Here is a 25,754-nt window from a genome sequence, read left to right as displayed (position 1 = left end):
TGGCTAGCTCCGTCATTCCCGCGCATACCGAACGGCTCCCTCTCCCTTCAGGGAGAGGGCTGGGGAGAGGGCAATGCCCCCGCCCCCCGAGCCCAGCCATCACTTCACATTGACCGTGATCTGCTGCGACTCCACCGGCGGGTCGAACGGCACGTGGTTCTTGTCGCCCACCAGCAGCTGCAAGGTGTGCTTGCCCGGCGGCAGGGTCACCTGGGTTTCGGTCTGGCCCTTGCCGAAGTGCTTGATCTGGTCGGTCATCGGCAGCGGCATATTCATCGCCGGCTGCTCCTTGAGGTCGATCAGCAGGTGGTGGTGGCCGGTGGCCGGCGAGTCCACGCCAGCGGGCGCGACGCCCATGCCCTTGAGGCCGAATTTGACGGTGAAGGTCTTGTCCACCGTGGCGCCGTCGGCCGGCTCGATGAAGTACACCTTGGCACCTTCCGGAGCCGGGGTGCGCGGGATATCGGCGGCGACTGCGGAAGTGCCGGCGAGCAGCGCGGCAAGGCCCAGGCAAGGCAGCAGGGTTCTCATGTTCTTCTCCTTCTACTTGGATGACGAAAAGGCGAAGGACCGCTCAGGCCGCCTTCGCCTCCCGCATGGAACGCACAAGCATAGGCGCCCAGGCGCGGGGCTCAAGGAAAATAGTGCGTCTTCGAGTGTCGCCGGACGCTCTAGCCTCCGGCTTCCAGCCCGGCCAGGCAGACGGCCGCGGCGTCCAGTTCTTCCTCGCTGAACACCAGCACGCCCATGCGCTTGAGCGCGGCGGCGGTCACGCCTTCACCAGCGACCTTCTGCCCGCTGAAGCTGCCGTCGTAGTTCTCGCGGTTGCCGCAGGAGGGGCTGCGCGCCTTGAGTACCGCCAGACGGATATCGTGGCGACGCACCAGCGCCATGGCTTCCTCGGCGCCGAGCAGGAAGGCGTTGCTGACGTCCTCGCCTTCCACCGTCATCACTGGGCGCGCCCGCTCCAGTACGGCCATGCCCTGGCCTCCCGGGATCTCCGCCGGGGCGCGGGGCGTTGGCAGGCCACCGGCGACTTCCGGGCACAGCGCCACCACCCGGCCCTGGTCCAGCCAGCGCGATAGCAGGTCGAACGGCCCGTGCGCGCCGCCGTCGTAGCGGACGCGATGGCCAAGCAGGCAGCGGCTGACGAGAACCTTCTGCATGGGCGAATCACTCCCTTTTGGAAGGGGACAGACTAGCCGCTCGCCGTTTGGCGGTCACGCCGGGTAACGCAACTTTCATCGGACCGTGTGTCGCAACAGGTTTCCGCCCCGCCGAAAGTCGGGTCCTTGAGCGGCTCGCCGGCCGTCGGCACAGCGCTGAAACACAACCTTCGACGGGAACAGCCGCCCGGCACTGGCTGCCCGGCGGGCCGCCGCCCAGACTCGCGCATCGGCCAATCGCCATGGAGCCTTTGTCATGCCTCGCCTCTTGCTCTGCACCGCCACTTTCGCCGCGCTGTCCTACCTGCCCTTGGCCTTCGCCGAGCTCCAGGCGCTGGACAATGAACACCTGGGCGCCGTCACCGGCCAGGACGGCATCAGCATCCGCGCCGACGTGCTGGCGCACATGGACAGCGTGGCGTGGAAAGACGATGGCGGCAGCGTCTCGTTGCGCAACGTGTTCATCGACAACGGTTGCGTGAATGCCGGCGACTGCCCCGACGGTCGCGGTGGCAGCCTGCCGTACGGGGCTGCACAGCTGGGCCTGAGCCTGCCGATCTTCGGCATTGAGCAGCCGACTCTGCAGGTGGATGTGGTGCAAGGCGCCGGCGGCCAGCAGCAACTGGCGCTGACCCTGCCCGACCTGACCACCATCAACCAGCAGTTGAACGCCAGCGGGCTGCCGTCGCAGACCATCCGCCTGCGCGTGGCCGGCGATCTCTACGTGGGCGGCGGAAAGCTGGGGAGCATCGAAGTGCGCGACATCCAGGACATCAGCGGCACCCTGAAGATCTGGGGGCACTGACGCCTCAGGGGCTCAGAGCAGCGCGTCACCGCGGCGGCGGAACCAGCCGGTCAGCGATAGCCGCTCGTGGCTGGCCGGCAACACTTCGTGGGGGAAGTCGCCGGAGAGGAACACCACCAGACGGCCGGCCAGCGGCGGCAGGTCCAGTGTCCGTTCGTCGGGGAGGTACATCCGCAGCTCGCCGCCCTGCGCCACTGGCCAGTCGCGATTGAGGTAGAAAACCACCGAGACGGTGCGGCGATCATCGTCGCGGAAGCGGTCCAGGTGCTTCTGGTAGAACGCCCCCGGCGGATAGAGCGCGAAGTGCCCTTCGAAGTCTTCCAGACCAAGGAAAAGCGCGCGGTTGATCTGCCGGCGCAGCGCGTCCAGCGCACCCAGGTACAGGTCGCAGGCCTCGGACTGGCCGGGCTCGAGCCACTGGATGCGATCGCCCCGAATACCTTCGCGCACGGCTTGCCCCTCTCCCCGGCCGATGGCCGCGGCGGCCAGCTTGCCGGCTGCGTCGCGGGCACGACATTCCGCCGCCAACTGGGCGATCAGGGCATCGGGAAGGAAGGCGTCCTGCTGCGACCAGCCCTTGTCGGCGAGGTCGTCAACGATGCTTTGCAGAAGGGGGCTTTGCATGAATGGCGAAGGGGCGTCGAAATGCATGGCGTATTGTAACGTCCGGCGCCAGTGTCTCGACAAGCGGGGCAAGCCTTGCCGACAATAGCCCCCGGCGAGCGAACCCTGCCGCCCAAAAGGAGTTGCAATGCGCGTACTGCTGGCCCTCACCCTTCTTGTACTGGGCATGCCTGCCCTGGCCGACGACTACCAGCGCCTGTACCAGGCTGCGGGCTGGCCGGAGCAGCGAGCGCACTTCAATGACGCCCTGCACGCCGCGCAGAAGCGCTACCAGGGCAACCTGCCGCCGGCGCTGTACCAGACGCTGGTGGACAACAGCAACCAGCGCTTCGCCCCCGCCGACATCGACCAGCGCGCCCTGAATGGCCTGCGCCAGAACCTGCCGGACAGCGCGGCGGCGATGAACTTCTTCGAATCCCCACTGGGCCGCAAGGTGGCCGGCGCCGAAACCCTGGCTACCCGCAGCGACCAGTTGCAGAAATACGCCAACGGCCTGCCGCGCCAGCAGGCCAGCGATGCGCGCAAGCAGATCGTCCATCGCCTGAGCCAGGTACTGCCGGCCCGCGAAGCCGGCGCCGAGGTGAGCCTGGCGCTGGCCAGCGTGGCCGCCGACAGCCTCAGCCAGATGCTCCCCGGCCTGCTCGGCGGCGGCACTACCCAAGGCATGCTCGAAGGCCAGCGGCAGAAGCTGATGGGGCAGATTGGCGCCGATCTCGATAACACCCTGCTGTACGTCTATCGCGGCCTGAGCGATGCCGAGCTGGGTCAGTTCGCCGATTTCAGCGAGTCACCAGCCGGGCGTGATTACTACCGCGCCGCGCTGGCCGCCCTTAAAGCCGGATTAAGCGTTTCCTCCAGCGGGCAATGATAGGAATAACCTTACCGTCCTAGCGGACCACTCCGAGAAGCCCTCCCCCTAGAATGGCGCCCGCTGTACAGAGGGTGGCGCCTGAGGATCATGGCGCATGGAGTGAAGGACACACCCTCGACTACAGCGGCTCCCATCCCCCGCATCACCCCTGCTATGCCATCCGCTCACTGAGAAAATCGAAGTAACGCCTGCGCAGCGTCTCGCTCTCGTTCGCCAGGTGGTGACGCGCGCCGGTCAGCAGCAGGCATTCGATCTTCTCGAACTTTTCTTCCAGCACCTTCAGGTTGTAGCGCCAGTCCACCGTCTCGTCGGCGTCGCCCTGCACCACCAGCAGGCTCTGCGCCCCGTGGCCGGCGGCCTCGATGCGCGGAATCCAGCGCGACAGTGCGCCCACCCAGGCCGTCGGCAGGATCTTCGGCTGCAGCGGATCGCGATCACGCAGGAAGGCGAGGAATTCGGCGTCGCTGGAGTTCTCGCTGAACCGTCGCGGAATCGAGTCCACGAACGGTCGCAGCAGCTGATAGCTGAATTTCGACCAGCCCCAGGCCCGTGGCCGCACCAGTGGCGCCAGCAGGATGGTCCGCCCGAGTTCCGGACGGGGCGCGCCGGTGAGCAGGTAGTCCAGCAGGATCGCCCCGCCGGTGCTCTGCCCACAGAGGTGCCAGGGTTGCGGCAGGTCCAGCGCCTGGGCCTGATTGAGCAGTGCGCCCAGCACTATCTGGTACTCGGCGAAGTCGCCAATGCTGGCAGCGGCGCCACCGGACAGGCCGTGGCCCGGCAGGTCGCAGGCCAGCACCGCGAAGCCCATGCCCAGCGCCCAGTCGATCACGTGGCGGTACAGCCCCATGTGGTCGTAATAGCCATGCAGCAGCACTACTGTCCCGCGCGCCAGCACCGGCCGCCAGTACTGCGCGGCGATCTGGTAGCCCCCGGCCTCGAAGGTGCCCAGGCGGCTCTGCAGTCCCGGGTGGCGCCCATGCAGGTCCAGGCCGTAGAAATGCTGGTACAGCGCGATGCCGACTTCGTTCGCCTCTGCGGTCAGAGGTCGCAGCAGGGTGCGCAGCAGATCGGGCTGGAAGGCTTCAGGCATGGGCGTTTCGCTTCTGGCAGGCGGGTAACGGAAGGAGCGCACGGAGCAGCGGGATATTCTGCCGCGCCCGCCCCCGTGGCAAGCTTGTCGGCTATCTTACCGACTCTGTCACTGGTCGCTGCCATGTCCTCACGTCGAAAATCGCTGTTCACCTGGCTGATCGCCGCGCTCTGCCTGGGCGCGCTGCTCGCGACCTACTGGTGGTACGAGAACCGCTTCATCCGCCCGTTCAGCCATCAGCCGCAATTGTTTTCCGGCGACAACCTGATGCTGCCAGCGCAACTGGCCGGCCCCGGCAAGGTCCGCCTGGTGCACTTCTGGGACCCGGCCTGCCCCTGCAACGTCGGCAACCAGCAGCACCTCGCCGAGCTGATCCAGCGCTTCGGCCCGCAGGGCGTGGAGTTCTTCGCCGTGCAGAAACGCGGCACCCGCGGCCACCTGCCCGACACGCTGAACGCCATGCGTACGCTGGACTCCCTGCCCGGCGCCGATCAGTTGCCGGCCAGCCCTGCCGTGGCGATCTGGGACGCCCAGGGCAAGCTGGCCTACTTCGGCCCCTACAGCGAGGGCGCGGTGTGCACCTCGGGCAACAGCTTCATCGAACCGATCCTCGACGCCCTGGTGCAGGGTCGCCAGGTGAATGCGACCCACACGCTGGCGGTGGGCTGCTATTGCCCCTGGGATGGCGCGAAGCACTGAGCCGCATCAACGAAGACGATGGCCAATCCGTGACTACACTTGGTTCGCCGGCCCATGAAGGGCCGATCGCTACCAAGGAGCTTTTCGCATGCGTCTTCATTCCGCTCTCGCCTTCTGCGCCGCACTCTCCACCGGGCTTGCGCTGCCCCTGGCCGTCCACGCCGAAGATACCCCCAGCAGCAGCCAGGTCATGGAGCAGCACAAGCAGGCCATCAACAACCGCATCGCCGACATCGACTACAAGCGCAAGCGCATCGTCGAAGCCAACATGAAGCTCACCCCGCAGGAAACCGAGAAGTTCTGGCCGATCTACAACAGCTACCGCACCGAAGCGGACAAGCTGAGCAAACAGACCCTGGCGATCATCATCGACTATGCCAACAGCTATAACACCGGCTCGGTGAGCAATGACGATGCCGCGAAGCTGCAGAAGCAGGTGCTGGAGCTGCAGGACGACCGCCAGGAGCTCAAGGAGAAATACCTCAAGCGCATCGCCAAGGAAGTCTCGCCGCAGCGCGCGCTGCGCTTCCTGCAGGTCGAAGACCAGCTTGACGCCATGGCGCTGCTGGAAGTCAGCCGCGAAATCCCGCTGGCCGAGTAACCTTCAGCCTTCGGTGCCGCCCTGCAGGCGCTGGCGATAGCGCTCGGGCGGCATCGAGTACCAACGCTTGAACGCGCGATAGAACGGCGACAGCTCGGCGAAGCCACAGGCCCGCGCCACTTCGCGGATCGCCACACCCTGCTCCAGTAACTGCGCCGCACGCTGCCGGCGCACCTCTTCCCGCACTTCCCTGAAGGTTTGCGCCCGGCTCGCCAGGTTGCGTTGCAGCAGTCCGGGGCGCACGCCCAGCTCACGGGCGCAGCTTTGCAGGGTGCAGTCCTCTTCCCCCAGCCGAATAGCGATCAGGTAGCGCAGGCGATTGAGTAGATCGTTCTCGTCCAGCGTGCCAAGCTGTTCCCGCGCGTGCTCGGTGAGCAGACGGTGCAGCACCGGATTGCCGGTCCGCGAGGGCCTTGTCAGCAATGCCCGGTCGAAGATCAACGCATCATTGGCCTTGCCGAAGCTCGGCGTCATGCCGAACAGGCGCCGGTGCTCGCTCAAGCGGCGCGGCTGTGGATGACGGAACTCGATGGCCTGGACATGGAATTCGTCGTCGGTGATCAGCGCCAGCTGCTTGAGAAACAGCAACATCAGGCACTCCATCTGCTGACGCAGATTGCTGATGCCCAGGTAATTGAGGTCGAGGATCAACCGGACCCGATCACCCTCCTCGTGCATCTGCGCTGCGAAACCACCGGAGAGGATGTGCTGGAAGCGCAGGAAGCTCTGCAAAGCCTCGCGCAGGTCGCTGCTGGCCATCTGCAGGTAGCCGACCACATCCAGCAGGCGTGGCTTCATTGCCTCGCCCAGGTGCAGGCCGATATCGGCATCGCCGGTAATCTCATCAAGGGTCGTCCAGAACAATGGCGCGTCATCGTGCACCAGGCGGCCGCTCTGCGCCGGCGCCGGCAGGCGCACCTTCTGCAGGGCCTGGCGATAGATGTCGGTCGGGTCAAAACCCAGCACCGAGAGCGCCTCGTACAACTGGCGGCGGAGGGTGGCGGATTGGGTCAGCGCCGGTGTGGCGAGGAAGTTCAGCTCGGATGCGGCCATGGTCACTCCTGAAATTGACCAGAGAATTCCAGTCGCGAGACCTTTGGTCAATGAGTGACGAGCGGCATCCACTGCAAAATCGCCGCATAACAACAAGGAGTTGCCCCATGAAACGCACTTTGACTGTCCTCGCTGTCGTTGTCGCCGCTGCCGCGGCGGGCGCTGGCTGGTACCTGCACGGCAAGCAGCCGGTACGCGACGGACAACTGCCGCTGGCCGGCCTCGCCAGCGAAGTCACGGTTCGCTACGACGAGCGTGGCGTGCCGCACATCAAGGCCGGCAGCGAGGAGGACATGTACCGGGCAATCGGTTACGTGCATGCCCAGGACCGGCTGTTCCAGATGGAAATGCTCCGGCGCCTGTCCCGCGGCGAGCTGGCCGAAGTGCTCGGGCCCAAGCTGGTGGACACCGATCGTATGTTCCGTAGCCTGCGCATCCGCGACCACGCGGCGGAGTATGTGAAGACGCAGGACAAGAATTCCCCGGCCTGGAAGGCCCTGGTCGCCTACCTCGATGGCGTCAACCAGTTCCAGGAAAGCCACCCGCGCCCGGTGGAGTTCGACATCCTCGGCATTCCCAAGCGCCCCTTCACGCCCGAGGACACCGTCAGCGTCGCCGGCTACATGGCCTACAGCTTCGCCGCCGCCTTCCGCACCGAACCGGTGCTGACCTACGTGCGCGACCAACTGGGCGCGGATTACCTGAAAGTCTTCGACCTCGACTGGCACCCCAACGGCGTGCTCACGCCGTCCCCGTTGGCTGCCGCCGACTGGCAGGACATGGGCGCCATCGCCCAGCTCAGCCACGCCGCCCTGGAGAAGGCCGGCCTGCCACAGTTCGAAGGCAGCAACGCCTGGGCCGTTTCCGGCAGCCGCACCAAGAGCGGCAAGCCGCTGCTGGCAGGCGACCCGCACATCCGCTTCGCCGTGCCGGCGGTGTGGTACGAAATGCAGGCCAGCGCGCCGGGCTTCGAGCTGTACGGTCACTACCAGGCGCTCAACCCCTTCGCCTCGCTGGGCCACAACCTGCAGTTCGGCTGGAGCCTGACCATGTTCCAGAACGACGACGTCGATCTGGTCGCCGAGAAGGTCAACCCGGACAACCCCAACCAAGTCTGGTACCACGGCCAGTGGGTGGACCTGAAGAGCGAGGAGCAGAGCATCGCCGTGAAGGGCGAGGCGCCGGTGAAGATCACTCTGCGCAGCTCGCCCCACGGCCCGCTGGTCAACGACGCGCTGGGCACTGCCTCGGGCAAGACCCCGGTGTCCATGTGGTGGGCCTTCCTGGAAACCCAGAACCCGATCCTTGACGCCTTCTACGAGTTGAACCGCGCCGACACCCTGGCAAAGGCGCGCAACGCGGCCTCGAAGATCCAGTCGCCAGGCCTCAACGTGGTCTGGGCCAACGCCCGCGGCGACATCGGCTGGTGGGCCTCGGCACAGCTACCGGTGCGCCCGGACGGGGTCAACCCGAACTTCCTGCTCGACGGCGCCAGCGGCCAGTCCGACAAGACCGGCTTCTACCCCTTCAGCGAAAACCCGCAGGAAGAGAACCCGGCGCGCGGCTACATCGTCTCCGCCAACTTCCAGCCGGTGCCAGCCAATGGCCGCCCAGTGCCCGGCTACTACAACCTGCCCGACCGCGGTCAGCAACTGAACAAGCGCCTGTCCGACGATTCGGTGAAATGGGACCTGCAGAACAGCCAGGCGCTGCAACTGGATACCGCCACCGGCTACGGCCCGCGCTTCCTCAAGCCGCTGCTGCCGATCCTGCGTGAAGCGGCGGCGACCGACGAAGAGAAGGCGCTGGTGGACAACCTGGCCAACTGGCAGGGTGACCACCCGCTGGATTCCGTGACCGCCACGGTGTTCAACCAGCTGATCTACCAGGTAGCCGACGGCGCCATGCGCGATGAGATGGGCGACGCCTTCTTCGATAACCTCCTGTCCACCCGCGTGCTGGACGTGGCCCTGCCGCGCCTGGCCGCTGACGAGAACTCGCCCTGGTGGGACAACCGCAAGACGCCGCAGAAGGAAACCCGCGCCGATATCGTCAAGGCCGCCTGGAAGGACAGCCTGGCGCACCTGCGCGCCACCCTCGGCCAGGACTCGAAGCAGTGGCTGTGGGGCAAGGCGCATACCCTCACCCACGGCCATCCGCTGGGCCAGCAGAAGCCGCTGGACCGTATCTTCAACGTCGGCCCGTTCGCCGCGCCAGGCGGACACGAGGTGCCGAACAACCTGTCCCATCGCGTCGGTCCGGCGCCCTGGCAGGTGGTCTACGGCCCGTCCACGCGTCGCCTGATCGACTTCGCCGACCCGGCGCACAGCCTGGGCATCAACCCGGTTGGCCAGAGCGGCGTACCCTTCGACAATCACTACGACGACCAGGCCGAGGCCTACATCGAGGGCCAGTACCTGCCGCAGCACTATGACGACAACGAGGTCAAGGCCAACACCAAGGGCGTCCTGCGGCTGATCCCCGTCCGTCGCTGAGCTCTCTCGACAAGAGCCTCCTGGAAATGAAAAACCCCGCTCCTGCGGGGTTTTTCATGGGTGCGTTGTAGAGAGTGTTGCGGGAGATGCCGAAGCTCCCTGGCACGTTATTTCCCCAAGGGATAACGATCGGGGTGTTGTATTGGGCGCCGTCTCCCGCACGGAGTGCCATAAGGCTTCACTGGAAGTTTGTCGGCGGCGCGGCCCGGTCCTGGTTCGGGGGGGTGACCGGACAACGCATCCGAACAGTTCAAGCGTAGTTCGCAATCGGCCGGGAGCGAGCCTTGGCGACCCACGGATTTTTCCGATAAATCCCGATTTTCCAAGCACTTCGGAATAACGTGTGTGCAAAAAAACACGGGCCACCCGAAGGTGGCCCGTGGTTCGACAATCGCCGGATACAACCGGCCGACAAGACGGCGTCAGGCGGTGGCTGTCGAACCCTTCTGCCAATCGGTCGCGTTGGACTCCATGGCCTCCTGGATCGCGCGCTTGCGACGTTCCTCGGCCTGGCGGGTGAAGTACCAGGCGAAGAAGGTGAACAGCGATACGGTCAGCAGGATCAGGCTGGCTACGGCGTTGATCTCCGGCTTCACGCCCAGGCGCACGGCGGAGAACACTTCCATCGGCAGCGTGGTGGAGCCAGGGCCGGACACGAAGCTGGCCAGTACCAGGTCATCCAGCGACAGGGCGAAGGACATCATGCCGCCCGCCGCCAGCGACGGCGCGATCATCGGGATGGTGATCAGCATGAACACTTTCCAGGGCTTGGCGCCCAGGTCCATGGCCGCTTCCTCGATGGACAGGTCCAGCTCGCGCAGGCGCGCCGACACCACGACCGCTACGTAGGACGAGCAGAAGCTGGTGTGGGCGATCCAGATGGTCACGATGCCGCGTTCCTGCGGCCAGCCAATCAGCTGGGCCATGGCGACGAACAGCAGCAGCAGCGACAGACCGGTGATCACCTCGGGCATGACCAGCGGCGCGGTAACCATGCCGCCGAACAGCGTACGGCCACGGAAGCGCGGGATGCGGGTCAGCACGAAGGCCGCCAGGGTGCCCAGGGCTACCGAGGAGATCGCGGTGTAGCAGGCGATCTCCAGCGAGCGGAACACCGAGCCAACGAGCTGCTGGTTGTCCAGCAGGCCGACGTACCACTTCACCGACCAGCCACCCCACACGGTCACCAGCTTGGAGCCGTTGAACGAGTAGATGACCAGGATGAGCATCGGCACGTAGATGAACAGCAGGCCCAACACCAGCATGATGTTGGAGAACGACCAACGCTTGTTCATACCTTGCCCTCCAGCTCTTTAGCCTGGTTCTTGTTAAAGAGGATGATGGGAATGATCAGGATCGCCAGCATCACCACGGCGAGGGCGGAAGCCACCGGCCAGTCACGGTTGTTGAAGAACTCCTGCCACAGCACCTTGCCGATCATCAGCGTCTCGGGGCCGCCCAGCAGTTCCGGGATCACGAACTCGCCCACCGCCGGGATGAACACCAGCATGCAGCCGGCGATGATGCCGTTCTTGGACAGCGGCACGGTGATCTTCCAGAAGCTGGTGAAGCTGCGCGCGCCGAGGTCGGACGCGGCTTCGAGCAGGCTCATGTCGTGCTTCACCAGGTTGGCGTAGAGCGGCATGACCATGAACGGCAGGTACGAGTAGACGATGCCGATGTACACCGCGAAGTTGGTGTTCAGGATCGTCAGCGGCTCGTTGATGATGCCCAGCCACATCAGGAAGCTGTTGAGCAGGCCGTTGTTGGACAGGATGCCCATCCAGGCGTACACGCGGATCAGGATCGCCGTCCAGGTCGGCATCATGATCAGCAGCAGCAGGACGGTCTGCATTTCCTTGCTGGCGCGGGCGATGGCATAGGCCATCGGATAACCGATCACAAGGCAGAGGAAAGTGCTGATCGCCGCCATCTTCAGCGAGCCCAGGTAGGCGTCGATGTAGAGCGGGTCGTCCGTCAGCATCAGGTAGTTGCCCAGGTTCAGCACGACCTGAAGGGTCTGGTCGGCGTACTGGAATACTTCGGTGTACGGCGGAATGGCCACGTCCGCTGCTGCCAGACTGATCTTCAGCACGATGGCGAAGGGCAGCAGGAAGAACAGGAACAGCCAGAAGAACGGCACACCGATCACGGCATGCCGGCCGTTCGGCAGGCGTTTCATGAGCGATTTGCTGATGTTCATGATTGCAGTACCACACCGCTGTCGTCGTACCAGCTGATGTAAACCGGCTGGTCCCAGGTCGGGCGCGCCACGTGGCGCTCGGCGTTGGCCATGAAGGCCTGGACGATGAAGCCCGAAGCCAGCTTGATGTAGTACACCGAGTGGCCGCCCAGGTAGGCGATGTCATGCACGGTGCCCTGGGCAACGTTGAAGCCTTCGTGCTCGAGGTTTTCCGGCTTCTGCGCGCTGACCATGACCTTTTCCGGACGCAGCGCGTAGGTGATGCGCTTGTTCTCGGCACGGGTGCTGATGCCGTGGCCGATGTAGATCGGGTTTTCCAGGTGCGGGCAGGCGATCACGGCGTGATCCTGCAGGTCCTCTACCAGCTCGCCGTCGAACATGTTGACGTTGCCGATGAACTCGCAGATCAGGCGGCTGGCCGGGGTCTCGTAGATGTCCATCGGGCTGCCGATCTGCTCGATGCAGCCCAGGTGCATGATGGCGATGCGCTGGGCCATGGTCATGGCCTCTTCCTGGTCGTGGGTCACCATCACGCAGGTCACGCCCACGCGCTCGATGATCTCCACCAGTTCCAGCTGCATCTGCGAACGCAGCTTCTTGTCCAGCGCGCCCATGGGCTCGTCGAGCAGCAGCAGCTTCGGACGCTTGGCCAGGGAGCGGGCCAGGGCCACGCGCTGACGCTGGCCACCGGAGAGCTGGTGCGGCTTGCGCTTGGCGTACTGGGTCATCTGCACGAGCTTGAGCATCTCGTCGACGATCTTGTCGATCTCTGCCTTGGGCAGACCGTCCTGCTTGAGGCCGAAAGCGATGTTCTGCGCCACGCTCATGTGGGGGAACAGGGCGTACGACTGGAACATCATGTTGATCGGCCGCTCATAGGGCGGCAGGTCGGTAATGTCCTGGCCATCGAGGAAGATGCGACCTTCAGTGGGACGCTCGAAACCAGCCAGCATACGCAGCAGGGTCGACTTGCCCGAACCCGAGCCACCCAGCAGGGCGAATATCTCACCCTTCTTGATGTCCAGGGACACGCTGTCCACAGCCAGCGTTTCATCGAACTGCTTGCTGACCCGGTCGATTTTTACCAGAACCTCTTTGGGTTTCTGGTCGCCACTCAAGGCTTTCTTGTAGGCACCGGAGGCTATTGCCATTACCACAACTCCCAAATCATAGAGGCCCGGCCCCCGCGGCCGGGCATGCTTGGTATTACTCAGGGCTGGCGCAGTTTACGTGCGCCGGAAAACCTTTCGAGAGGCTCTCCGACGCTCCGTGCCCGCGCGGACGAATTCCGTAGGAACCGTCTTACTTGCCCGACTTGATCTTGGTCCAGGAACGGGTCATGAGGCGCAGGATCTTCGGCGGCAGCTCATGCTGCACGAAGAGTTTGTCGAGAACCTCCTGGGATGGGTACACCTCAGGATTGTTGCGCACGGACTCATCCATGAATTCGCCAGCCTTGGGGTTCGGGTTGGCGTAGCCGACGTAATCGCTGACCTTGGCGATCACTTCGGGTTTGAGCAGGTAGTTGATGAACGCGTGGGCCGCCTTCGGGCTGGAGGCATCCTTCGGAATGGCGAGGATGTCGAACCAGAGGTTGGCGCCTTCCTTGGGAATGGCGTAGGCGATGTTCACGCCCTTGCCGGCTTCCTTGGCGCGGTTGGCGGCCTGGAATACGTCACCGGAGAAACCGGCCGCGACGCAGATGTTGCCGTTGGCCAGGTCCGAGATGTACTTGGAGGAGTGGAAGTAGGTGACATACGGACGCACCGCCATCAGCTTCTCTTCCACCTTCTTGTAGTCGTCCGGGTTGGTGCTGTTGGGGTCCAGCCCCATGTACTTGAGCACAGCCGGCATCATCTCGTCGCCCGAATCGAGGAAGGCGACGCCGCACTGGCTGAGCTTCTTCATGTTCTCGGGCTCGAACAGCATGGCCCACGAATCGATCTTGTCGACACCCAGCACGGCCTTGACCTTGTCGACGTTGTAGCCGATGCCGTTGGTGCCCCACAGGTACGGCACGCCGTACTCGTTGCCCGGGTCGTTGGCCTCGAGCTGTTTCATCAGGTGCGGGTCGAGGTTCGACCAGTTCGGCAGCTGGCTCTTGTCCAGCTTCTGGAACGCACCGGCCTTGATCTGGCGACCGAGGAAGTGGTTGGACGGCACGACCACGTCATAGCCGGTGCGACCGGCCAGGAGCTTGCCTTCCAGGGTTTCGTTGGAGTCGAAGACGTCGTACACCGGCTTGATACCGGTTTCCTTCTCGAAATCGGCGAGGGTGGTTTCACCGATGTAGTCCGACCAGTTGTAGATGTGGACGGTCTGCTGCGCCTGAGCCAGCGAAGTCAGGCCGAAGAGGGAGACTGCAGCGATCAGGGTTCTGCGGAAGGGAATGCGCACACGTGAGTCCTCTCGTTGTTTTTTACTACTTCAGTCGGTTGCTGCCGGGGTTTCGACGGCCGGTCCGTGGGTAGCGCCGAACCCTTCATCAGCACGAGAGCGCCAGGGCTTGCGCAGCCATTCCACCGATGGAAGCTGTTTGTTGCTGCCGGTAGCGGCGAGGGAGGGCACTCCCCCGCCGCAGTCCCGGACCATCCGCTGCTGCGTCAGGCGGCAGCGACTACCCGATTACTTGCCGGACTTGATGGTGGTCCAGCTGCGGGTCATCAGACGCTGAGTCTTCGCCGGCAGATCCGGGAAGGCGTACAGCTTCTTCATGGTTTCCGGAGTCGGATACACGCCCGGGTCGTTGCGGATCGCCTCGTTCACCATCGGGGTGGCCGCGGCGTTGCCGTTCGGGAACTGCACGACGTTGGTGATCTCGGACATGACGGCCGGCTCGAGCAGGAAGTTGATCCACTTCAGCGCGGCTTCCTGGTTCTCGGCATCCTTCGGAATGGCAACGGTATCGAAGAACGCGCCAGCACCTTCCTTCGGAATGTTGTACTTCACGGTGACCTTGTTCTTGGCTTCTTCAGCGCGGGACTTGGCCTGGTACACGTCGCCCGAGTAGCCCACAGCCACGCAGATGTTGCCGTTGGCGATATCGGAGATGTACTTGGAGGAGTGGAAGTAGGAGATGTACGGACGGATCTTCAGGAACAGCGCCTCGGCTTCCTTCAGCTCTTTCGGGTCCTGGCTATCCGGCTTGTAGCCCAGGTAGTGCAGGGCCGCCGGGAGCATTTCGGTCGGCGAGTCGAGGAAGCTCACGCCGCAGGACTTCAGCTTCTGGATGTTTTCCGGCTTGAACACCAGGTCCCAGGAGTCCACCGGGGCGTTGTCGCCCAGCGCGGCCTTGACCTTGTCCGGGTTGTAACCCAGGCCGATGGTGCCCCACATGTAGGGGATCGCGTACTGGTTGCCCGGGTCACTGATCTCCAGGGTCTTCATGATGTCCGGGTTCAGGTTCTTCCAGTTCGGCAGCTTGGACTTGTCCAGCGGCACGTACACGCCCGCCTTGATCTGCTTGGCGAGGAAGGAGTTGGACGGCACCACGATGTCGTAGCCCGACTTGCCGGCCAGCAGCTTGGCTTCCAGCACTTCGTTGCTGTCGTAGACGTCGTAGACGACCTTGATTCCGGTTTCCTTGGTGAACTTGTCGACCGTGTCCGGCGCGATGTAGTCCGACCAGTTGTAGACGTGCAGCACCTTGTCATCAGCCTGCGCCATACCAGCCACAGCGCCTGCCAGCGTTACAGCGAGCAGGGATTTGCCGAAGGTCTTGAACATGCGGGTAGCTCCGTTTGTTTTTTTGATGTTCCGGGTGGCGTGGACATCTCCTTCCGTCACCACCCGGTGAGCCTGGCCAACGCACAGGCGCAGTCTGTCAAAGGTCTGGTGAAAGACTCAAGACAGAACGGCTGCGGCGGTTTGATCGAGGCACTTGCGCGCCAGGGTGATCAGGTCATCGATCTGCGATTTCTCGATCACCAGCGGCGGCGAGATAATCATAGTGTCTCCCACCGCGCGCATGATCAGACCGTTGCGGAAGCAGTGCTCGCGGCACAGCATCCCGACACCCTTGCCTTCGAAGCGCTCGCGGGTCTTCTTGTTCTTCACCAGCTCCAGTGCTGCCACCAGGCCTACCCCGCGGGCTTCGCCTACCAGGGGATGGTCGGCCAGCTCTTGCCAGCGCTGTTGCAAATACGGTGCCGTTTCGTTCTTCACTCGCTCGACGATCTTCTCTTCGCGCAGGATGCGGATGTTCTCCAGCGCCACCGCAGCAGCTACCGGGTGACCAGAGTAAGTGAAGCCGTGATAGAACTCGCCACCCTCATTCAGGGTATGGACGATCTCGTCGCGAACGATCACACCGCCCATGGGGATGTAGCCGCTGGTCAGGCCCTTGGCGATCGGCATCAGGTCCGGGGCGTTGCCGAAGTACTGGCTGCCGAACCATTCGCCGGTACGGCCGAAGCCGCAGATGACTTCGTCGGCGATGAACAGGATGTCGTACTTGGCGAGGATTTCGCGGATCTTCGGCCAGTAGGTTTTCGGCGGAATGATCACACCGCCCGCGCCCTGCAGGGGCTCGGCGATGAAGGCGGCGACCTTGTCTTCGCCGACTTCGAGAATCTTCTTCTCCAGCTGCTCGGCAGCCCAGACGCCGAACTCTTCCGGGTCCATGTCGCCGCCTTCACCGAACCAGTAGGGCTGAGCGATGTGCTCGATACCCGGGATCGGCAGGTCACCCTGCTCGTGCAGCGCCTTCATGCCGCCCAGGCTGACGCCGGCGACGGTGGAGCCGTGGTAGCCGTTCCAGCGGCCGATGACCACTTTCTTCTGCGGCTGACCCTTGATCGACCAGTAGTGGCGGACCATGCGCAGCACGGTGTCGTTGGACTCCGAACCCGAGCCGGTGAAGAACACGTGGTTCATGCCTTCGGGAGCGATGTCGGCGATGGCCTTGGACAGCTCCAGTACCGGCGGGTGGGCGGTCTGGAAGAACAGGTTGTAGTAGGGCAGTTCCTGCATCTGCTTGTAGGCGGCTTCAGCAAGTTCCTTGCGACCGTAACCGACGTTCACGCACCACAGGCCAGCCATGCCGTCGAGGATCTTGTTGCCCTCGCTGTCCCACAGGTACACGCCTTCGGCCTTGGTGATGATGCGCGCACCCTTCTCGTTCAGCTGCTTGTAATCGGTGAACGGAGCCAGGTGGTGATCGCGGCTGAGCGCCTGCCAGTGTTGGGTGTTGGCGCTGGTCTGGTTAGTCATCTTGATAAAACCTCTTCTCTAAGAAACACGGGGCCCGGCCTCGCGCCGGACCCCACGCCGATCAGACAGAAAGCAGGAGGAACTCGCGCTCCCAGGAACTGATTACTCGCTTGAAGTTCTCGTGCTCGGCGCGCTTCACCGCGACGTAGCCCCGAATGAACTTGTCACCCAGGTATTTCTCCAGGGTCTTGCTGCCTTCCATGCACTCCAGTGCGGCCTCGATGGTCAGCGGCAGGCGCAGGTTACGCCGTTCATAGCCGCGGCCCTTGACCTGTGCACTGGGTTTGAGGCCTTCGACCATGCCGATGTAGCCGCACAGCAGGCTGGCGGCGAGGGCCAGGTAGGGGTTGGCATCAGCGCCGGCCAGGCGGTTCTCCACGCGGCGGTTGTCCGGGGTGGAATCCGGTACGCGCAGGCCCACGGTGCGGTTCTCTTCGCCCCATTCCACGTTCACCGGCGCCGAGGTGTCGGGCAGGAAGCGGCGGAACGAGTTGACGTTCGGCGCGAACAGCGGCAGCGCCTCGGGGATCAGCTTCTGCAGGCCACCGATGTGGTGCAGGAACAGCTCGCTCATGCTGCCGTCGGCGTTGGAGAAGATGTTCTTGCCGGTCTTGATGTCAACGATGCTCTGGTGCAGGTGCATGGCACTGCCCGGCTCGCCGGTCATCGGCTTGGCCATGAAGGTCGCGGCCACGTTGTGCTTGAGGGCGGCCTCGCGCATGGTGCGCTTGAACACCACGATCTGGTCGGCCAGGTCCAGGGCATCGCCGTGACGGAAGTTGATCTCCATCTGCGCGGTGCCTTCTTCATGGATCAGGGTGTCCAGATCCAGGCCCTGCAGTTCGCACCAGTCGTACATGTCTTCGAACAGCGGGTCGAATTCGTTCGCCGCGTCGATGGAGAAGGACTGGCGACCGGTCTCCTGGCGGCCGGAACGGCCCACCGGAGCCTGCAGCGGGTAGTCGGGGTCGTCGCTGCGCTTGGTCAGGTAGAACTCCATCTCCGGAGCCACGATCGGCCTCCAGCCCTTTTCGGCGTAAAGCTGGAGGACGCGCTTGAGGACGTTGCGCGGCGACAGCTCGATGGGGTTGCCCAGCTTGTCGTAGGTATCGTGGATGACCATCGCGGTCGGCTCGATGGCCCAGGGGACGAGGAACACGGCATTCTCGTCCGGGCGGCAGACCATATCGATGTCGGCCGGGTCCAGCAGGTCGTAATAGATGTCATCCTCGACGTAGTCACCGGTCACGGTCTGCAGGAGAACGCTCTCCGGCAGGCGCATGCCCTTCTCGTTGAGGAATTTCGCAGTCGGCGCGATCTTGCCCCGGGCGATCCCGGTCAGGTCGGCGATCATGCATTCCACTTCAGTGATCTTGCGTTCCTTCAACCAGCCACTGAGCTGGTCTAACTTGCTAGTCATAAAGACCTCAGGGTTTGAGAGCCCGGCCCCAACGCCGGACTCAGCGGTTCCCCGCCCTCTTGCTGCAGGCTTTGCCGAATGCCTGGAAGATAGCGAGATAGTTGGGGTTCGTTTCGACCTGCCATTCCGGGTGCCACTGCACCCCGACGGCAAAGGCCGCACCTTCGACGGAGAAGGCTTCAACCAACCCGTCAGGCGCCAGAGCTTCTACACGAAGGCCGGGCGCCAGACGATCAACGCCCTGGCCGTGAATAGAGTTGACCTGGAACTGCGAGGGTAGCCCGATACCGGCGAAAACGCCGCCCGGCTGCACGTCGACGACGTGCCGCAGCCCATACTGGATTTCGATCGGCTCACCGGCGGGTTCGCGGTGATCCATGAAGCCCGGGGCCTCGTGCACCTTCTGGTGCAGCGAACCGCCGAAGGCGACGTTCATTTCCTGGAAGCCGCGGCAGATGCCCAGCACCGGAATCCCGGCCGCGACGGCGCGGCGGATCAGCGGCAGCGTCGTGCTGTCGCGCTCGGGATCATGAGGGGTGCCTGCAATGCTGGCGGAGCCACTATAATGATGGGGCTCGACGTTCGACGCCGAGCCTGTGAAGAGCAGGCCGTCGAACGCGGCCAACATGTCTTCCTGGTCGATGGCATCGCCCAGGGAGGGAATGATCAAAGGAATGCCCGAGGCCCCGGAGATCAGCGCTCTGAGGTATTTGTCGCCAGCAACATGGTAGGGTTTGGAACCGATCTGCTTGATGCAGGCGGACACGCCGATTAACGGCAGGCGAGACATGGGACACCCGTGTTTGTAAGTGTTATGGGCTTGAGGCCGAGCTTAGCCTTGTTCATTTTTTTACACAATAGCCATGTAAAAAATCAAACACGCCCCACTGAACAGCCCGCCAGCAAAGGCTCTCCGCTCATCAAAAGCGGCTTGAAACGCCCCAAAAACGGCCCATCACGACCGATGCGCCCCACTTTGGTGCGACATTGACAACCCTTGCCAATTCGGATTGACTCACACCTCAGCTTTCGAATGATTGAAATTTTTAACAATAAAGGTGTGACATCATGTCGGTACCCCAGAGTGCCGTGTCGCTCGAAGAAGCGAGTGAGTTCCTGAAGGAACACCCCGAGGTCCAGTTCGTCGACCTCCTTATTGCAGACATGAATGGTGTGGTCCGCGGCAAGCGCATCGAACGCACCAACCTGCCCAAAGTCTATGAGAAGGGCATCAACCTCCCCGCCTCTCTCTTCGCTCTCGACATCACCGGCTCCACCGTGGAAAGCACCGGCCTCGGCCTGGACATTGGCGACGCGGACCGCGTCTGTTTCCCGATCCCCAACACTCTCTCCATGGAACCCTGGCAGAAGCGCCCGACCGCGCAGCTGCTGATGACCATGCACGAAATGGAAGAGCGCCAGCCGTTCTTCGCCGACCCTCGTGAAGTACTGCGTCAGGTGGTGCAGAAATTCACCGATATCGGCCTGACCATCGTCGCCGCCTTCGAGCTCGAGTTCTATCTGATCGACCAGGAGAACGTGAACGGCCGTCCGCAGCCGCCGCGCTCGCCGATCTCCGGCAAACGTCCGCAGTCCGTTCAGGTCTACTCCATCGATGACCTCGATGAGTACGCCGACTGCCTGCAGGACATCATCGACGGCGCCCGCGCCCAGGGCATCCCCGCCGACGCGATCGTCAAGGAAAGCGCCCCGGCCCAGTTCGAAGTCAACATGCACCACGTTGACGACGCCCTGAAGGCCTGCGACTACGCAGTCCTGCTCAAGCGCCTGATCAAGAACGTCGCCTACGACCACGAGATGGACTCGACCTTCATGGCCAAGCCCTACCCGGGTCAGGCTGGCAACGGTCTGCACGTCCACGTCTCGCTGCTCGACAAGGACGGCAGGAACATCTTCACCAGCGAGGATCCCGAGCAGAACGCCGCGTTGCGCCACGCGATCGGCGGTGTGCTCGAGACCCTGCCGGCGTCGATGGCGTTCCTCTGCCCGAACGTCAACTCGTACCGCCGTTTCGGTTCGGCCTTCTTCGTGCCGAACGCGCCGAGCTGGGGCCTGGACAACCGTACCGTCGCCCTGCGCGTGCCGACCGGAGCGCCGGAAGCGGTGCGCCTGGAACACCGCGTCGCCGGTGCCGACGCCAACCCGTACCTGCTGCTCTCGGCTGTACTGGCGGGCGTCCACCACGGCCTGACCAACAAGGTCGAGCCGGGCGCGCCGATCGAAGGCAACGCCTACGAGCAGCTGGAACAGAGCCTGCCGAACAACTTGCGCGATGCCCTGCGCGAGCTGGACGACAGCGACGTGATGAACAAGTACATCAGCCCCGAGTACATCGACATCTTCGTCGCGTGCAAGGAGCATGAGATGCAGGAGTTCGAGTATTCGATCTCCGATCTCGAGTACAACTGGTACTTGCACACCGTATAAGTGGTAAACGAAACGCCGGCCCTCGTGCCGGCGTTTCCTTGTGCCTCTGGCACACCCGGGGAACTGCGACATCGCAACGGCGAGGAGGGGCGCCAGGGCGAGTCACATCCGTCGTTCCTTCCTGCTCGCGATGTCTCCATCCGCCCGCCCGGGCGCCATCGCGTCTGTCGTGTCTTTGCTGTCGCGCTATCGAGCGGCGAATGCCGCATCCGCTGATTACGTGGTTCATTCAGGGAGATCGCCAATGCCACGCCTGTACGCCTTGATTCTGATGCTGTTGTGCCCGCTTTCCGCCTGGGCGGAGCAAGTCATCCATGTCTACAACTGGAACGACTACATCGCTCCCGAAGTGCTCAAGGACTTCGAGAAGGACACCGGCATCCGCGTCGACTACAAGACCTACAGCACCGCCGAAGAGGTCAAGAAGGCCCTGGAGAGCGGTGAGAAGATCGACGTAGCCGTGCCTTCGCACAACGACCTGCCGGCGCTGATCCGCGACAAGCGCATCCAGGCCCTGGACTTCAGCAAGCTGCCCAACCGCAGCCACCTCGACACCCAGTTGCTGAGCAAGCTGGCCGCCGTCGACCCCAACAACCAGCACGCCATACCTTATCTGTGGGGCGCCGTGGGCCTGGCAATCAACGAACCCGAAGCGGAGAAGGCCTACGGCGGCAAGCTGCCCGACAGCTGGAGCGTGATGTTCGACCCACAGCAGAGCCAGCGCCTGAAAGCTTGCGGCATGAGCATCCTGGACGCGCCGGACGAAGCCTTCTCGGTGCTGATGAATTACCAGGGCCGCAACTTCGCCCGCAGCGCGCCGTCGCAGATCCGCCGTGCCGGCGAGGTACTCGCGCAGCTGCGCCCGAACCTGCGCTACATCGACAGCGAGCGCTACATCCAGGACCTCAACGCCGGCAAGCTGTGCGTCGCCATGGCCTGGGTCGGCGACGCCCTGGGCGCCGCCAACGCCGGCCAGCCGGTTCGCTTCGTGGTGCCGCAGGAAGGCTCGGTGCTGTTCATCGACAACCTGGTGATCCCCACCGCCGCCGAACACCCGGACCAGGCCCTGAAGTTCATCGACTACCTGATGCAGCCCAAGGTCGCCGCGCAGATCACCGCCGCCACCCTCTACCCCAACGGCAACAAGGACTCCGCGCAGTTCCTAGATGCCGCCCTGCGCGACCAGCCGGGCCTGTACCCGGACCAGGAAACCAAGCGCCGCCTGTTTGCCCTGGAAACCGCGCCGGAGAAGACCGCCCCGGTGATCACCGAAGTCTGGGCCAAGCTGCGCGACGGCGGCAGCTGACTTGCCGAGCGCACCGGAGCTGGCGTCCAATAGCCGCCCAGCTCCGGAGACAGCCATGCCCGCTCCCATCCGCAAACCTCGCGCCAGCAGCCAGGCAAGAATCGCCGTGATCCTCGATGCGGCCCGCGCCCTGCTGGCCGAAAGCGGCGCAGGGGGGCTGTCGATCTACGCGGTGGCCGAGCGCGCGGACATTCCCCCTTCTTCCGTCTATCACTTCTTCCCCAGCGTCCCGGCGTTGCTGCAGGGCCTGACCAATGACGTCCACGCCGCCTTCCGTGCCTGCCTGGAACAGCCCGTCGATCACGCCGCCTTGCGCGACTGGCGCGACCTCGCACGACTGGTCGAACAACGTACCCTCGCCGTGTACGCCGAAGACGCCGCCGCGCGCCAACTGATCCTCGCCAGCCACGGCCTTGCCGAAGTCACCCAAGCCGACAGCCAGCATGACGTGCAACTCGGCCAGGCCATGCGCTCCCTGTTCGAGCGGCATTTCGAGCTGCCACCACTGCCGCAGGATATCGAGGTGTTCAGCCTCGCCATCGAACTGGGGGATCGCGTTTACGCCCTCTCCGTGCAGCGGCACGGGCTGATTACCGAGCGCCTCGCCGAAGAAGGCATGCGGGTGATCGATGCCTACCTCTCGCTGTACCTGCCGCCCTGCCTGCCAAAGCGCCCGTCACCCCTGAAATAAATCGATTTATATCCGATATAAATCCGGATCACCGGGCGATATTCGAGAACAATTCGCTTCATAAATCGATTTTTATCGGATATAAAATCAGACACTGCGCGCGGCGACCTATACTGGCCGCTCGTGATGCACTCTCGAATGACACAACCCAAAGCGCAGGATGGGGCGACACGCATAGCGCCGTACGTCCCCAACTGAGCAGCCCCCAGGATCGCCCCATGACTACGTTGACCAGCACTCCCCGCGCCGATGGCTTCCGCATGCCGGCGGAATGGGAACCCCACACCCAGACCTGGATGGTCTGGCCCGAGCGTCCGGACAACTGGCGCCTGGGCGGCAAGCCGGCGCAGGCCGCCTTCAGCGCCGTGGCCCGCGCCATCGCCCGCTTCGAGCCGGTGACCATCGGCGTTTCCGCCGGCCAGTACGAGAACGCCCGCGCCCAGTTGGCCGGCGCGGCCAACATCCGCGTGGTGGAAATCAGCAACGACGACGCCTGGGTGCGCGACACCGGCCCGACCTTCGTCACCAATAACGACGGCGAAGTACGCGGCGTGGACTGGACCTTCAATGCCTGGGGCGGCCTGGAAGGCGGTCTGTACTTCCCGTGGCACCGCGACGACCAGGTGGCGAGCAAGATCCTCGGCATCGAGCGCAACGACGGCTACCGCACCGAAGGCTTCGTGCTGGAAGGCGGCTCGATCCATGTGGACGGCGAAGGCACGGTGATCACCACCGAAGAGTGCCTGCTCAACCACAACCGCAACCCGCACATGAGCCGCGAGGAGATCGAGGCCGTGCTGCGTGAGCACCTGGCCATCGACACCGTGATCTGGCTGCCGGACGGTCTGTTCAACGACGAGACCGACGGCCACGTCGACAACTTCTGCTGCTACGTGCGCCCGGGCGAAGTGCTGCTGGCCTGGACCGACGATCAGAACGACCCGAACTACGAGCGCTGCCAGGCCGCCATGCGCGTGCTGGAAAGCGCCCGCGACGCCAAGGGCCGCCAGCTCACCGTGCACAAGATCGTCATCCCCGGCCCGATCCACGCGACCGAAGCCGAGTGCGAAGGCATCGACCTGGTGATCGGCACCCAGCCGCGCGATCCGTCGATCCGCCTGGCCGGCTCCTACGTCAACTTCCTGATCGTCAACGGCGGCATCATTGCGCCACGCTTCGACGATCCGGCGGATGCCGAAGCCGAGGCCACCCTCAAGCGCATCTTCCCCGAGCACGAAATCGTGATGGTGCCGGGCCGCGAGATCCTCCTGGGCGGCGGCAACATCCACTGCATCACCCAGCAGCAGCCGGCGCCGCAGAAGCGCTGATCCGCTGAAGCTGATTTGCTGAAGAAAAGCGCCGTCGCTCCCACCGGAACGACGGCCTTTTTCATTGGCAGAGGAATGCCTCTGCAGGAGCGAGCTTGCTCGCGAACGACTTCGCCACGGGACTTGTTCGCGAGCAAGCTCGCTCCTACGAAGAGCCCTCGTGCGCACCCATGAAAAAGCCGCCGCCTCTTGCGAGGTCGGCGGCTTTTTCGTTATCCCGCGAGAATTACAGCAGCGGGATGGTGTAGCTGACGATCAGGCGGTTTTCGTCCTGGTCGCGCTGGGTCGGAGTGCCTGGCTGGCTGGCGGCCGGCAGGCCACTGCGCAGGGCGGCATTCTTCCAGGTGAAGCCCAGGCCCTTGAAGGTGCCATCCGGAATAACGTAGGCCAGGGAGATGTCACGCTCCCACTCGCTTTGGTTACCCTGCTTGGTGTCGATACTATCGCCGTGCAGGTAGATGGTCTGGAAGGTCAGACCCGGAACACCAGCCTTGGCGAAGTCGTAGCCATAACGGACCTGCCAGGTACGTTCGCCAGCGCGTTGGAACTTGCCGATCTGCACATCGGTGATCAGGTAGGCGGTGGAGCCTTCGCCGTCGCCACGGTTGAGGAACGGGAAGTCACTGTCGCCGTTGAGCACTTGGTAGCCGGCACCGAAGCTGTGGCCACTGACGGAGTAGGTGAACAGGCCGCTGAAGGCGCGGTTATCCACTTCCCCCTTGAGGGTATTGCCACCGTAGTAGCCACTGCTGACAAAGCCATCGGCACGGCCGGAGGCGCTGCCGTTCTTGCCGTCGGAGCTGCTGTCGAAGGCACGCAGGTCGGTTTTCAGCACGCCCGGACCGATCGCCCAGTTGTGCTGCAGGCCGAGGAAATGCTGCTGGTAGAAGTCGGTGAGCTGACCGTAGTAGTACTGCAGGGTCAGGTCTTTGTTCAGTTTGTAGTCACCACCGGCGTAGTAGAACTTGTTGCTGTCGCGGGAGCTGATGCTCGAACCGTTGGCGCCAGCGATGCTCAGACTGCGGTTGTCGGTGGAGTTGCGGCCTTTGGAATGCTCCAGTTGACCGGCGACCAAGGTGAAGTCCTTGAGGTCGGTGGAGGTAACCTGGCCACCCTCAAAGGTCACGGGCAACAGACGGCCATCGTTATAGGTCACGACTGGCAGCTTGGGCTGCAAAGTGCCGTAGCGGAACTCGGTATTGGAAACCTTGGCCTTAGCAGTCAGGCCCAGGCTACTGAAGTCATTCACCGCATCGCCGTTGCTCTTGGACGGGAACACGGTACCGCCCTGCTGCGAGGCCGACTCATAGTGCGTGCCGCCACCGCTGTCCAGGCGTACGCCCAGCAGACCAAGAGCGTCAACACCAAAGCCCACGGTGCCTTCGGTGAAGCCGGAGGTGTAGTTGAGCAGGAAGCCCTGGCCCCACTCTTCCTGCTTGCTCGGCTCGGCGGTGCCGTTGCGGTTGTCCGTGTTGATGTAGAAGTTGCGCAGGGTCAGGCTGGCCTTGCTGTCTTCGACGAAACCACCGGCGAAGGCCGACTGGGCCAGGCCCGCGGCAGCGATGGCGAGCGCGAGGCTCGATTGCGTGAGAGTGCGGCTTTTCATTGGAATTTCCCCATTTTATTGATCTTGGAAACACGCCATTCGCAACAACGACTGGCTCCCCCGGGAGTCCGACCGAATGGCAGGCAGCGGCCACGACGCGGCAAGCACGGCGGGCATGCAGGATTCGTTGGTTGTTT

General features: G+C 63.8%; 23 protein-coding genes. 9 read left to right on the top strand and 14 right to left on the bottom strand.

Annotation, left to right across the window (positions count from 1 at the left end; translation table 11 throughout):
* Nucleotides 1-99 precede the first annotated feature (99 nt).
* Nucleotides 100-531 carry a DUF4399 domain-containing protein gene (locus G4G71_RS04515; RefSeq protein WP_017520821.1) on the bottom strand — a complete coding sequence of 144 codons (432 nt, stop codon included), beginning with the start codon at nucleotides 529-531 and terminating at the stop codon, nucleotides 100-102.
* A 140-nt stretch (nucleotides 532-671) separates the two neighbouring features.
* The gene (locus G4G71_RS04510) at nucleotides 672-1,166 is read right to left on the bottom strand and encodes a 2-thiouracil desulfurase family protein (protein ID WP_169935651.1); all 495 of its coding nucleotides are present in this window, start codon (nucleotides 1,164-1,166) and stop codon (nucleotides 672-674) included.
* Nucleotides 1,167-1,422: 256 nt separating this feature from the next.
* On the opposite strand from G4G71_RS04510, the gene G4G71_RS04505 reads away from it, so the two are divergent.
* A complete protein-coding gene (locus G4G71_RS04505; protein WP_169935649.1) occupies nucleotides 1,423-1,971 on the top strand; it encodes a DUF6160 family protein in 549 nt (182 codons plus the stop codon).
* A 12-nt stretch (nucleotides 1,972-1,983) separates the two neighbouring features.
* On the opposite strand, the gene G4G71_RS04500 is transcribed toward G4G71_RS04505, so the two are convergent.
* Nucleotides 1,984-2,595 carry a 2OG-Fe(II) oxygenase gene (locus G4G71_RS04500; RefSeq protein WP_420825979.1) on the bottom strand — a complete coding sequence of 204 codons (612 nt, stop codon included), beginning with the start codon at nucleotides 2,593-2,595 and terminating at the stop codon, nucleotides 1,984-1,986.
* A 127-nt stretch (nucleotides 2,596-2,722) separates the two neighbouring features.
* Between G4G71_RS04500 and G4G71_RS04495 the strand changes: the two genes are divergently transcribed.
* Entirely contained in the window at nucleotides 2,723-3,463 is a 741-nt protein-coding gene (locus G4G71_RS04495) for a hypothetical protein (protein WP_169935645.1), read from the top strand.
* Nucleotides 3,464-3,617: 154 nt separating this feature from the next.
* On the opposite strand, the gene bipL is transcribed toward G4G71_RS04495, so the two are convergent.
* On the bottom strand, nucleotides 3,618-4,556 hold the full coding sequence (bipL, locus tag G4G71_RS04490) for a phospholipase BipL (RefSeq protein WP_169935643.1): 939 nt from the start codon (nucleotides 4,554-4,556) through the stop codon (nucleotides 3,618-3,620).
* A gap of 123 nt (nucleotides 4,557-4,679) precedes the next feature.
* On the opposite strand from bipL, the gene G4G71_RS04485 reads away from it, so the two are divergent.
* Both G4G71_RS04485 and G4G71_RS04480 read left to right on the top strand, forming a co-directional pair.
* Nucleotides 4,680-5,255: a DUF6436 domain-containing protein gene (locus G4G71_RS04485; RefSeq protein ID WP_169935641.1), complete on the top strand. Its 576-nt coding sequence runs from the start codon at nucleotides 4,680-4,682 to the stop codon at nucleotides 5,253-5,255.
* 88 nt (nucleotides 5,256-5,343) lie between these two features.
* Complete coding sequence (locus G4G71_RS04480) at nucleotides 5,344-5,856, top strand: transcriptional regulator (RefSeq protein WP_169935639.1); 513 nt, start codon at nucleotides 5,344-5,346, stop codon at nucleotides 5,854-5,856.
* Between the two features lie 3 nt (nucleotides 5,857-5,859).
* On the opposite strand, the gene G4G71_RS04475 is transcribed toward G4G71_RS04480, so the two are convergent.
* Nucleotides 5,860-6,909 (bottom strand): AraC family transcriptional regulator, encoded by a 1,050-nt coding sequence (locus tag G4G71_RS04475; RefSeq protein WP_169935638.1) that lies wholly within the window; start codon nucleotides 6,907-6,909, stop codon nucleotides 5,860-5,862.
* Nucleotides 6,910-7,016: 107 nt separating this feature from the next.
* On the opposite strand from G4G71_RS04475, the gene G4G71_RS04470 reads away from it, so the two are divergent.
* Nucleotides 7,017-9,404: a penicillin acylase family protein gene (locus G4G71_RS04470; protein WP_169935636.1), complete on the top strand. Its 2,388-nt coding sequence runs from the start codon at nucleotides 7,017-7,019 to the stop codon at nucleotides 9,402-9,404.
* A gap of 422 nt (nucleotides 9,405-9,826) precedes the next feature.
* Here G4G71_RS04470 and G4G71_RS04465 read toward each other — a convergent pair whose 3' ends face one another.
* From G4G71_RS04465 to G4G71_RS04430, 8 genes are all read right to left on the bottom strand, one after another.
* A complete protein-coding gene (locus tag G4G71_RS04465) occupies nucleotides 9,827-10,699 on the bottom strand; it encodes an ABC transporter permease subunit (RefSeq protein ID WP_081515243.1) in 873 nt (290 codons plus the stop codon).
* Nucleotides 10,696-11,577: an ABC transporter permease subunit gene (locus G4G71_RS04460; RefSeq protein ID WP_139092896.1), complete on the bottom strand. Its 882-nt coding sequence runs from the start codon at nucleotides 11,575-11,577 to the stop codon at nucleotides 10,696-10,698. The genes G4G71_RS04465 and G4G71_RS04460 overlap by 4 nt, the downstream gene beginning before the upstream one ends.
* A 26-nt stretch (nucleotides 11,578-11,603) precedes the next feature.
* Nucleotides 11,604-12,758 carry an ABC transporter ATP-binding protein gene (locus G4G71_RS04455; protein ID WP_054908133.1) on the bottom strand — a complete coding sequence of 385 codons (1,155 nt, stop codon included), beginning with the start codon at nucleotides 12,756-12,758 and terminating at the stop codon, nucleotides 11,604-11,606.
* A gap of 151 nt (nucleotides 12,759-12,909) precedes the next feature.
* Nucleotides 12,910-13,977 (bottom strand): polyamine ABC transporter substrate-binding protein, encoded by a 1,068-nt coding sequence (locus G4G71_RS04450; RefSeq protein ID WP_277352236.1) that lies wholly within the window; start codon nucleotides 13,975-13,977, stop codon nucleotides 12,910-12,912.
* 255 nt (nucleotides 13,978-14,232) lie between these two features.
* On the bottom strand, nucleotides 14,233-15,333 hold the full coding sequence (locus G4G71_RS04445) for a polyamine ABC transporter substrate-binding protein (protein WP_169935632.1): 1,101 nt from the start codon (nucleotides 15,331-15,333) through the stop codon (nucleotides 14,233-14,235).
* A gap of 117 nt (nucleotides 15,334-15,450) precedes the next feature.
* Nucleotides 15,451-16,818 (bottom strand): aspartate aminotransferase family protein, encoded by a 1,368-nt coding sequence (locus G4G71_RS04440; RefSeq protein WP_169935629.1) that lies wholly within the window; start codon nucleotides 16,816-16,818, stop codon nucleotides 15,451-15,453.
* 61 nt (nucleotides 16,819-16,879) lie between these two features.
* A complete protein-coding gene (locus G4G71_RS04435) occupies nucleotides 16,880-18,238 on the bottom strand; it encodes a glutamine synthetase family protein (protein ID WP_024762141.1) in 1,359 nt (452 codons plus the stop codon).
* Between the two features lie 40 nt (nucleotides 18,239-18,278).
* A complete protein-coding gene (locus G4G71_RS04430) occupies nucleotides 18,279-19,028 on the bottom strand; it encodes a gamma-glutamyl-gamma-aminobutyrate hydrolase family protein (protein WP_169935627.1) in 750 nt (249 codons plus the stop codon).
* A 278-nt stretch (nucleotides 19,029-19,306) separates the two neighbouring features.
* On the opposite strand from G4G71_RS04430, the gene G4G71_RS04425 reads away from it, so the two are divergent.
* The 4 genes from G4G71_RS04425 to aguA all read left to right on the top strand — a co-directional run bounded on the left by G4G71_RS04425 (nucleotide 19,307) and on the right by aguA (nucleotide 24,011).
* On the top strand, nucleotides 19,307-20,686 hold the full coding sequence (locus G4G71_RS04425; RefSeq protein WP_054908138.1) for a glutamine synthetase family protein: 1,380 nt from the start codon (nucleotides 19,307-19,309) through the stop codon (nucleotides 20,684-20,686).
* 244 nt (nucleotides 20,687-20,930) lie between these two features.
* Entirely contained in the window at nucleotides 20,931-21,992 is a 1,062-nt protein-coding gene (locus G4G71_RS04420; protein WP_169935625.1) for a polyamine ABC transporter substrate-binding protein, read from the top strand.
* A 55-nt stretch (nucleotides 21,993-22,047) separates the two neighbouring features.
* Nucleotides 22,048-22,683 carry a TetR/AcrR family transcriptional regulator gene (locus G4G71_RS04415; protein WP_169935623.1) on the top strand — a complete coding sequence of 212 codons (636 nt, stop codon included), beginning with the start codon at nucleotides 22,048-22,050 and terminating at the stop codon, nucleotides 22,681-22,683.
* Nucleotides 22,684-22,901: 218 nt separating this feature from the next.
* A complete protein-coding gene (aguA, locus tag G4G71_RS04410) occupies nucleotides 22,902-24,011 on the top strand; it encodes an agmatine deiminase (protein WP_169935621.1) in 1,110 nt (369 codons plus the stop codon).
* Between the two features lie 226 nt (nucleotides 24,012-24,237).
* On the opposite strand, the gene G4G71_RS04405 is transcribed toward aguA, so the two are convergent.
* On the bottom strand, nucleotides 24,238-25,617 hold the full coding sequence (locus G4G71_RS04405) for an OprD family porin (protein WP_169935619.1): 1,380 nt from the start codon (nucleotides 25,615-25,617) through the stop codon (nucleotides 24,238-24,240).
* Between the last annotated feature and the right edge of the window lie 137 nt (nucleotides 25,618-25,754).

This window comes from Pseudomonas multiresinivorans (assembly GCF_012971725.1).
Taxonomy (GTDB): domain Bacteria; phylum Pseudomonadota; class Gammaproteobacteria; order Pseudomonadales; family Pseudomonadaceae; genus Pseudomonas; species Pseudomonas multiresinivorans.
This window is presented reverse-complemented; position numbering and strand designations above follow the sequence as displayed.

What these genes read in the sequence shown, in the direction of transcription:
- G4G71_RS04515 (WP_017520821.1), bottom strand. Translation starts at nt 531, where the DNA reads ATGAGAACCCTGCTGCCTTGCCTGGGCCTTGCCGCGCTGCTCGCCGGC.
- G4G71_RS04510 (WP_169935651.1), bottom strand. Translation starts at nt 1,166, where the DNA reads ATGCAGAAGGTTCTCGTCAGCCGCTGCCTGCTTGGCCATCGCGTCCGC.
- G4G71_RS04505 (WP_169935649.1), top strand. Translation starts at nt 1,423, where the DNA reads ATGCCTCGCCTCTTGCTCTGCACCGCCACTTTCGCCGCGCTGTCCTAC.
- G4G71_RS04500 (WP_420825979.1), bottom strand. Translation starts at nt 2,595, where the DNA reads ATGCAAAGCCCCCTTCTGCAAAGCATCGTTGACGACCTCGCCGACAAG.
- G4G71_RS04495 (WP_169935645.1), top strand. Translation starts at nt 2,723, where the DNA reads ATGCGCGTACTGCTGGCCCTCACCCTTCTTGTACTGGGCATGCCTGCC.
- bipL (WP_169935643.1), bottom strand. Translation starts at nt 4,556, where the DNA reads ATGCCTGAAGCCTTCCAGCCCGATCTGCTGCGCACCCTGCTGCGACCT.
- G4G71_RS04485 (WP_169935641.1), top strand. Translation starts at nt 4,680, where the DNA reads ATGTCCTCACGTCGAAAATCGCTGTTCACCTGGCTGATCGCCGCGCTC.
- G4G71_RS04480 (WP_169935639.1), top strand. Translation starts at nt 5,344, where the DNA reads ATGCGTCTTCATTCCGCTCTCGCCTTCTGCGCCGCACTCTCCACCGGG.
- G4G71_RS04475 (WP_169935638.1), bottom strand. Translation starts at nt 6,909, where the DNA reads ATGGCCGCATCCGAGCTGAACTTCCTCGCCACACCGGCGCTGACCCAA.
- G4G71_RS04470 (WP_169935636.1), top strand. Translation starts at nt 7,017, where the DNA reads ATGAAACGCACTTTGACTGTCCTCGCTGTCGTTGTCGCCGCTGCCGCG.
- G4G71_RS04465 (WP_081515243.1), bottom strand. Translation starts at nt 10,699, where the DNA reads ATGAACAAGCGTTGGTCGTTCTCCAACATCATGCTGGTGTTGGGCCTG.
- G4G71_RS04455 (WP_054908133.1), bottom strand. Translation starts at nt 12,758, where the DNA reads ATGGCAATAGCCTCCGGTGCCTACAAGAAAGCCTTGAGTGGCGACCAG.
- G4G71_RS04445 (WP_169935632.1), bottom strand. Translation starts at nt 15,333, where the DNA reads ATGTTCAAGACCTTCGGCAAATCCCTGCTCGCTGTAACGCTGGCAGGC.
- G4G71_RS04440 (WP_169935629.1), bottom strand. Translation starts at nt 16,818, where the DNA reads ATGACTAACCAGACCAGCGCCAACACCCAACACTGGCAGGCGCTCAGC.
- G4G71_RS04435 (WP_024762141.1), bottom strand. Translation starts at nt 18,238, where the DNA reads ATGACTAGCAAGTTAGACCAGCTCAGTGGCTGGTTGAAGGAACGCAAG.
- G4G71_RS04430 (WP_169935627.1), bottom strand. Translation starts at nt 19,028, where the DNA reads ATGTCTCGCCTGCCGTTAATCGGCGTGTCCGCCTGCATCAAGCAGATC.
- G4G71_RS04425 (WP_054908138.1), top strand. Translation starts at nt 19,307, where the DNA reads ATGTCGGTACCCCAGAGTGCCGTGTCGCTCGAAGAAGCGAGTGAGTTC.
- G4G71_RS04420 (WP_169935625.1), top strand. Translation starts at nt 20,931, where the DNA reads ATGCCACGCCTGTACGCCTTGATTCTGATGCTGTTGTGCCCGCTTTCC.
- G4G71_RS04415 (WP_169935623.1), top strand. Translation starts at nt 22,048, where the DNA reads ATGCCCGCTCCCATCCGCAAACCTCGCGCCAGCAGCCAGGCAAGAATC.
- aguA (WP_169935621.1), top strand. Translation starts at nt 22,902, where the DNA reads ATGACTACGTTGACCAGCACTCCCCGCGCCGATGGCTTCCGCATGCCG.
- G4G71_RS04405 (WP_169935619.1), bottom strand. Translation starts at nt 25,617, where the DNA reads ATGAAAAGCCGCACTCTCACGCAATCGAGCCTCGCGCTCGCCATCGCT.